4 protein-coding genes and 1 pseudogene are annotated in these 7,509 nt (G+C 63.7%); 4 read left to right on the forward strand and 1 reads right to left on the reverse strand.

Annotated elements, in window-relative coordinates; translation table 11 throughout:
- A partial coding sequence (locus ENZ75_RS14150) for a peptidoglycan-binding protein (protein WP_128278152.1) occupies window positions 1–3,067 on the reverse strand: 3,067 nt, incomplete at its 3' end.
- A 455-nt stretch (window positions 3,068–3,522) separates the two neighbouring features.
- On the opposite strand from ENZ75_RS14150, the gene ENZ75_RS14155 reads away from it, so the two are divergent.
- The 4 genes and pseudogenes from ENZ75_RS14155 to ENZ75_RS14170 form a co-directional block, all read left to right on the forward strand.
- Window positions 3,523–3,981, forward strand: a complete 459-nt coding sequence (locus ENZ75_RS14155; RefSeq protein ID WP_013533661.1) for a MerR family DNA-binding transcriptional regulator — start codon at window positions 3,523–3,525, stop codon at window positions 3,979–3,981.
- 307 nt (window positions 3,982–4,288) lie between these two features.
- Entirely contained in the window at window positions 4,289–6,079 is a 1,791-nt protein-coding gene (locus ENZ75_RS14160) for an acyl-CoA dehydrogenase (RefSeq protein WP_013533660.1), read from the forward strand.
- 46 nt (window positions 6,080–6,125) lie between these two features.
- The gene (locus ENZ75_RS14165; RefSeq protein ID WP_082826644.1) at window positions 6,126–7,298 is read left to right on the forward strand and encodes an acyl-CoA dehydrogenase family protein; all 1,173 of its coding nucleotides are present in this window, start codon (window positions 6,126–6,128) and stop codon (window positions 7,296–7,298) included.
- A 33-nt stretch (window positions 7,299–7,331) separates the two neighbouring features.
- Window positions 7,332–7,509 (forward strand): annotated as a pseudogene (locus tag ENZ75_RS14170) (acetyl-CoA C-acyltransferase); the annotation flags it as partial.

Below are 7,509 nucleotides of genomic sequence, written 5' to 3' on the forward strand. Positions count from 1 at the left end.
GTTCGGCGGCGACCGGAACGGTCGAGGCCGGCGCAGCCGAAGCTGTCGTCGTCTCGGACGCCGCTGGGTTTGCATCGGCCGATGTAGCCAAGGCGACGGGGGCGGGAACCGGTTCTGCGATCGGCGCGGCACCCATCGACGGCTCGGCGCCTGACGGCGTGGCAATCATGCTTTGCGCGGCCATGTCGTCCTTGGTTGCCGGTGCGGATGGCTCGGCCTGTCTGACGGCATGGTCCGGCGCGCTTTCCACTGCCGCGGGCTGCGCGTCCGTCTTTGGCTGGCTCGCGGCATCGAGCGAGGCGGTTTGCATCGGCTGCGAGGCGACGATCGGCACGACATCGTTGCTCGCCACCTGGGCCGGATCGGCGAAAAAGGCCTTGCCCAGTTGCAGGGCGCCCAGCGCCAGCAGGATCGCGGTTGTCCCCATCAGGATCGGCTTGCGCCGTGCCTTGAGCAGGTCGCCGATCCGCAGTGCCTTCACCGGTCCGGTCACCGTCGACTGGCGCTTCAGCGCATCGGCCTCGGCGGCCGCGGCCTGCGCCGCGCGCCGGGCAGCGGCGATGAAATCCGATTTCGCGGCATCGGTGTCGCTGGGCTTGGCCGGCTGGCCGCGCTCGTCACGCACGCGCTTCATGATGGCATTGAGGTCAGGTGCGCCGGAGCCGGGCTCCAGCGGCCGGTTGGCCATTTTCGGATCGAGCGGCTCGTCGAGATCGACGCTCGGTATTGGGGCACTCGGCGCTGAGCCGGCCAGTGGCGGGATATCCGCCTCCTTCTTGCCCTTGAAGGCGCGGGCCAGCCCGCCGAACAACGATTTGCGGCCGCCGGCCTGTCCGCCTTTCTCGGCGATCGTGTCCGAACCGAGCGCGGCCATGGCCGCCGCCGCGGCAGCCTCGGCCGGCGTGCGCGTGCCAATACCAATACCGAGGTCGCTACGCATACCCAGGTCGCCGCGTGCACCCGGCTCATTGCGCAGGATGGCGGCGGCACGGCCATCGAGATCTGCCATGTCCCCAGTCAATGGCAGGGGCTGATCGATATCCATCGACGGCGCGTCGACGGCCATTTTGGGTCGGCGCACGCCGCGCCAGTTGCTCGGCTCGGCCGGTGCCGCATCCAGCAATTCGCTCATCGCCTCGACCGGCTCGCCGGGTTCGAGCGAACCCAGCCGGTCGACGATCTTGAGCAACGTATCGTGGATGGCCTCGAACGTTCTCGAATTGCGTTCGTCGGAGCGCCGCGTCAGTGTTTCAAGCGTCTTCAAATCCTGGGCGAGGCCGGAAACCGCGGTCGCATTGGCGCTCGAACCGGCCAGCGATTGCACTGCGTTCTCGGCCGCTTCGCGCGCCGCGCCGAGAATGGAATCGCGGGTTCCTGCGAGCGACTTTTCAATTTCGTTGAGACGCGGGCTGATGTCCTCGAATTCCGGCAGCGGGGTGCTGGGCTTGGAAAGATGAGCCGACAGGCCGGCAACCTGTGCTTCCAGGCTGCGGATCAGCGCCGGATCGATGCCGGCGACCTGTGCGGCCGACGCGTCCAGCCGGCTTGAAATGTCTTCGAGCCGGCTCTCCAGTCCGCGGATCGCCGCTTCGCCCGCGGGATCGGGCACACGCGTTTCAAGGCGCTTGGCGAGCGCCGTAAAGCGGGCATCGATGGCTTCCATGATGCCGACGCTGTCGACCTGCGGCATGCGCTGGTCGAGCCTGTCAGCAACCTCGTCCAGCCTGCGCTCGAGATCGCGGAACAGCATGTTGCCCTGTTCGATGGCGTCACCCTGGCGGCGTTCCATCATGCTCGACAGCACGTCGAAGCGTTGCTCCAGCCCATGGAAGATGTAGTCGGCGTCAGGCATGGCGGGTGCCTGGTCGATCTTGTCGGCGATGAATGCGATCTGCTTGGCCAGGCGCTCCATCGCCTGCTCCGGCAGATTGGCGCGGCCGGCGAGTTCGTCGACCCGGCCCGACAGCGTGCTCAACCGGTCCATGACCGCGTTGCCGGGACGATCCTGCGCCACTTCCTGGATCTGGCCGGCAAGCGAGTCGATCCGTCTCTCTATGCGCTCGAAAGCCTCGTGGTCGAATGAATTGGCTTGCGCGGCGACCGTCGATGCCACGATGGCGCGGGAAATCTCGTCCAGCCGCTCGTCGATCATGCCAAGCGTGTCGCTGCCGCGATTGTCTTGCTGGCTGGCGAAATGGTCGACAGCGCCGGCAAGCGTCCGCACCTTCTCCTCCAGCGAGCGCAGCGACAACGATTCCGGCAAATTGTTGACGGCATTGCTGATCTGCTCGAGCCGGGCGGTGAGAGCAGACAGGCCCGGGTCGTCCGAGCGCTTGCGCTGGTCGGCGTCGAGGCGGTCTTCGAACGCCGTCCAGCGGCGATCGAAATCGTCCCAGCGGCGGTCGACCTTCTGCACGCTCTCTTCGCGTGCCAGCGTTTCGAGTGCGGCTTTGACCTGTTCGAGCTCGAGGCGCAGCATGTTGACGCTTCTGTCGTCGCTCTTCTCGGCCAGGGTCTGGATGGCGCCCGAAAGACGCTCGAACTCAAGGCCGAGTTCAGCACTGCCCTTGGCCGAAGCACCGGGCCTTGCGCCTGACTGGAAGGCCCGCTCGATGTCCTTGCGCAGCGCTTCGAATTCCCGCTGCAGGCCTGCGGTCATCTGGTGGCGCAATTCCTCGCGCATGCCGCGCAATTCGCCGGCGATCTTGCCGACCATGGCAACGCCATCCTCCTGGCCGCGCACGCGATCGATATCGCGGGCAATGGCCTGGTAATTCTGCTCGAAAGCGGCGGCTCCCTGCATCGGGCTCTTCGGACGCGACGCGGGCTGCGGGTCCTCATACCAGCGCTGCTGGCCAGAGGGCCGGGCGGCGGGGTAGCGCGCATCGGCACCATATTGGCGGGGATCGGGTTGGCGGAGTTCGGGACGTGCCATCGGATCCTCGCGCGTCCGCTCCAGCCGCTGCTCCAGTGTCTCCAGCGACTGGTTCAACTGATCGAGCGTGGTCTGCGGCCTGCGCTGCCTGCCGGCATTGAGTGTATCGAGATAGGACCGCTTGCTGTTCATCGGTGCGTCCGTCTTTCAGAATGGCTGGCTCGCGGCCAGTTCCCCCAGGTCCCTATCGGAACGAAGGCGACCGGCGGCGATGCCGCGGCGGAAGACGAGCTTCCCGGGCTCTCGCCCGCGCTCCGAAAAACCGTGAAAAATTCGATACAGGATAAACACGGGTAGCCGACGCGCCCACATTTCCCCCAACGTGGTAAACAACGCGTTAACCAAACTTAAGAAATCGAAAGGATGTTGGCTGCTGGCCTGACGGTGCGGCATAAAGGGCGGGGCGCAGAACGCCCTTGCGTCATCCTGCGGCAATCGGTATAGAATTGACGTAAACGTAAAAGGCGCATTGAGCGCATGTTTGCGATTTGTTTGTTGAAACCACGACTGGAAGCAGGCCCCCGCTTCCAGTCAGGCGACGCACGGTCCAGGACCGCGACGCCACCAGACGGGGAAAGCCAGTGACCATGAAGCTTATCTCGGCCGGCGAGACCGCGGCCAATACCAATATGTCTGCCGAAGCCGGCGAGGACCTCGTCCGCATCGGCGAGATGGCGAAGAAATATGGAGTGACGCTGCGCACGCTGCGTTTCTACGAAGACAAGGGCCTGCTCAACCCGCAGCGCGACGGTTCGACCCGTCTCTACACGCGCCGCGACAAGGCCCGCCTCAAGCTGATCCTGCTTGGCCGCAAGGTCGGATTCTCGCTGCGCGACGTCAAGCAGATGATGGATCTCTACGATCCCACCGGTTCAAACACCAAGCAGCTCAAGCTTGCGCTGGACAAGTCGGAAAAGCAGCTTGCCCGCCTGCAGAAGCAACGGGCGCTGATCGACGACGCCATCAACGAGCTCAGCGGCTCGATGTCGGCGGTGCGCCAGATGCTGAGCGAGCGTTCGGCGCCGCAGGCGAGCGCCGCCAGCTGAAGCAATTCCGTCAGGAATTGCGCCAGACACCAAGTCGTCTGCTGATTGTCCGAGTTCTGTCTAGCCGCGTGGCCTGCCACGCGGCTTTTCGTTGTCCTGGCCCACTCTTATGGCCTTTCGGCGCTGGCTTGCGCAACGTCGCGCCGCTACGCTCATTGCTCCAGGGGGCGGGGAATCTTGTCGCATCGAGAAAATTGACGTTTACGCAAACGTCAATTTTTGCTATCCCGCTCCCAATATGGGTCCGCATGCCGCCCTGGCTTGTCTTCGGGGCATTCGGACCGGGTTTGCAGGGTGGAGAAAAAGCATGCCGACATACAGGGCTCCGGTCCAGGATACGCTGTTCGTGCTCAACGAGGTTCTGGGTTACCAGCGTTATTCGAACCTTCCCGGATTTGCCGACGCCACGCCCGATGTGCTCGAGGCGATCCTCGCCGAAGGCGCCAAGCTCGCCGAAAACGTCATGCATCCGCTGAACCGTGTCGGCGACATGGAAGGCTGTGTGCGTCACGACGATGGCTCGGTGACCACGCCGAAAGGCTTCAGGGAGGCCTTCGACCAGTACCGCGAGGGCGGCTGGATGGGATTGGCCGCACCCGTCGAGTTCGGCGGCCAGGGCCTGCCCTATGCCGTGCACACCGCCGTCGCCGAATATATGGTCTCGGCCAATATGTCCTTGATGATGTATCCGGGCCTGACGCAGGGCGCGATCGCGGCAATCATCACCCACGGCACCGACGAGCAGAAGGCGACATGGTTGCCGAGGATGATCGAGGGTGCCTGGACCGGCACCATGAACCTGACCGAGCCGCATTGCGGCACGGATCTCGGCCTGTTGCGGACCAAAGCGGTGCCGAACGGCGATGGCACCTATAAGATTTCAGGCCAGAAGATCTTCATCTCGGCCGGCGAACACGACATGTCGGACAACATCGTCCATCTGGTGCTGGCCCGCATCGAGGGTGCGCCGGAAGGCGTCAAGGGCATCTCGCTGTTCATCGTGCCGAAGCTCAAGCTCGACCCGTCGGGCAATCCGGGCAACAGGAACACCGTCTCCTGCGGCTCGATCGAGGAGAAGATGGGCATCCACGGCAATTCGACCTGCGTCATGAACTATGACGAGGCTGAGGGCACGCTGCTCGGCGAGCCCAATGGCGGCCTGAAGGCGATGTTCACGATGATGAACGAGGCGCGCCTCGGTGTCGGCCTGCAGGGGTTGTCGCTGTCGGAGATCGCCTATCAGAACGCTGTCGGCTACGCCAAGGACCGTTTGCAGGGCCGCTCATTGTCTGGGCCGAAGGCGCCGGACAAGAAGGCCGATCCGATCATCGTCCATCCCGACATCCGCCGCAGCCTGATGACCATGAAAGCCTTCAACGAGGCCGGCCGCGCGCTGGCGCTGTGGACGGCGATCAAGTCCGACATCGCCCACCGCTCCGGCGACGACAAGGATCGCCAGGCCGCCGACGACTACACCGGCCTGATGACACCGGTGGTCAAGGGCGTGCTCACCGACAAAGGGTTCGACCACGCCGTCATGGCGCAGCAGGTGTTCGGCGGTCACGGTTATATCGAAGAGCACGGCATGAGCCAGTTCGTGCGCGATGCCCGCATCGCTATGATCTATGAAGGCGCCAATGGCATCCAGGCGCTCGACCTCGTCGGCCGCAAGCTTGGTTTGCATGGCGGCCGCGCCGTGCAGGCCTTCTTCAAGGAGGTTGGCGAATTCTGCGAGGAGAACCGCGCTAACGAGAAGATGGCGCCGTTCACCAAGGCGTTGAAGAAAGGTCTCAACGATTTGCAGGCAGCGACCATGTGGCTGGTGCAGAACGGCATGGCCAAGCCCGACAATGCGGGTGCCGCCTCGACCGACTACATGCATCTCTTCGGCCTGGTCGCTCTGGGCTATATGTGGGCGCAGATGGCCAAGGTGGCACTTGGCAAGACGGACGCCAATGGCGCGCAATCCTTCTACGACAACAAGATCGTGACGGGGCGCTTCTTCATGGAGCGGATCATGCCGGAGACATCGGCGCATCTCGCCCGCATTTCGAGCGGCGCTGACACATTGATGGCACTGCCGGCGGAAGCGTTCTAAGCTCGACTTCACTGGCCTTTCTGTCTGTCGATACGCGGAGGAAATCGTGGCGACAAATCCCGCCGAAGTGCTCTCTTTGCCGAAGCCCGCCTGGGCGGCGGACGAGGTCGGCATGCTCTACGACATGGCGCATCGCTTCATGTCGGAGGAGATCGCGCCGCGCTACGACGAGTTCGAGAAGAACGAGATGGTCGATCGCGAAAGCTGGCTGAAGGCAGGTTCCGCCGGCCTGCTCTGCGCTTCTATGCCGGAGGAATATGGCGGCTCCGGCGGCACCTTCGCGCATGAGAGCGCCATCATCGAGGCCATTGGCCATGTCGGCGTCGACGGGTTCGGCATCGGCCTGCACAATTCGATCGTCGCCCCTTATATCCTCCACTACGGCTCCGAGGAGCAGAAAAAGAAATGGCTGCCGAAGCTGGCGACCGGCGAGCTGATCGGCGCCATCGCCATGACCGAGCCCGGCGCCGGTTCCGATCTGCAGGGCGTCAAGACGCGGGCGCAGAAGGATGGCAACCACTACAAGATCAATGGTTCCAAGACCTTCATCACCAACGGCCAGCTTGCGAACTTCATCATCGTCGTCACCAAGACCGATCCGGAGAAGGGCGCCAAGGGCACCTCGCTGATCGTCGTCGAGACCGACGAGGTCGAAGGTTTCCAGCGCGGCCGTAACCTCGACAAGATCGGGCTCAAGGCCAACGACACGTCGGAGCTGTTCTTCAACGACATGCGCGTGCCGACCTCCAATTTGCTCGGCCACGAGGAAGGGCAGGGCTTCGTCCAGTTGATGCAGCAACTGCCGCAGGAGCGGCTGCAGATCGGCACGGGCGCCATCGCCATGATCGAGCGGGCGCTGGCGCTGACCATCGACTACGTCAAGGAGCGCAAGGCGTTCGGCAAGGCGATCATCGATTTCCAGAACACCCAGTTCAAGCTGGCCGAACTCAAGACCGAGGCCACCATCGGCCGCGTCTTCTACAATGATTGCGTCGCCCGCCACATCGCGGGCGGCCTCGATCCCGTGACAGCGTCGATGGCCAAGTACTGGCTCAGCGACCTGCAGGGAAAAGTCGTCGACGAATGCCTTCAACTGCATGGCGGCTATGGCTACATGAATGAATACCCGATCGCCCGCATGTTCCGCGACGCCCGCGTCCAGCGCATCTACGGCGGCACCAACGAGATCATGAAATTGCTGATCGGACGCTCTCTCTGAAGGCGACATCAGGCAAACCCAAGGAGCAAGCAAATGGCTGAAGCTTATGTCTATGACGCCGTGCGCACACCGCGTGGCAAGGGCAAGAAAGACGGATCGCTGCACGAGGTGCCGGCGGTGCGGCTTGCCGCCAAGACGCTCGAGGCGCTGCGCGACCGCAATGGGCTGGACACTGCAAACGTCGACGACATCATCTTCGGCTGCGTCGATC

The organism is Mesorhizobium sp. M7A.F.Ca.CA.002.04.1.1 (assembly GCF_004022805.1).
GTDB classification, from domain to species: domain Bacteria; phylum Pseudomonadota; class Alphaproteobacteria; order Rhizobiales; family Rhizobiaceae; genus Mesorhizobium; species Mesorhizobium ciceri.